The 469-nt window shown below is 61.2% G+C and carries 1 protein-coding gene; it reads left to right on the top strand.

Annotated features, from left to right (window positions below; all coding sequences use genetic code 11):
• Positions 1 to 469: penicillin acylase family protein (locus tag C5B91_RS21620; RefSeq protein ID WP_147374921.1), on the top strand; the 469-nt coding region annotated here is incomplete at both ends.

Genomic DNA, 469 nt, shown 5'->3' with positions numbered 1-469 from the left:
GGCGTTCTACGGATTCGGATACGCAACGGCGGCAGACCGGCTTTATCAGCTCGAACTGTACCGGCGGTACTATCACGGGACTGTCGCGGCAGTCCTCGGTGCGGGCGACGAGGACACCGACTGGGTCCAGTTCGATATCGAGGCGCGGCGCAACACCGCCGGCGAGCCGTCACTGGACGAGCAGGCCGCTGAACAGTTGACGGCGGACCAGCGAGCGGTCCTGCAGGCGTTTACAGATGGTATCAACCGATATATTACCGAAGTCCGTGAAAGCGAGGAACTGCAATTCCATCAGGCCTTTCAGGAGCACGGGTTCGAGCCCGAGGAGTTTACCACGACGGACGCTGCCGGGATGTTCGTCGCCAGTATGGCGTATTTCAGCGGCTTCCAGCTCGAGACGCTCGGTGCGACAGTTCTCGACGCGCTCACCCAAGAAACCGGGAGCGAACAGCGTGCGATGGAGCTATTC

The sequence above is a fragment of the Haloferax sp. Atlit-10N genome, assembly GCF_003586325.1.
Classification (GTDB): domain Archaea; phylum Halobacteriota; class Halobacteria; order Halobacteriales; family Haloferacaceae; genus Haloferax; species Haloferax prahovense.
This window is presented reverse-complemented; position numbering and strand designations above follow the sequence as displayed.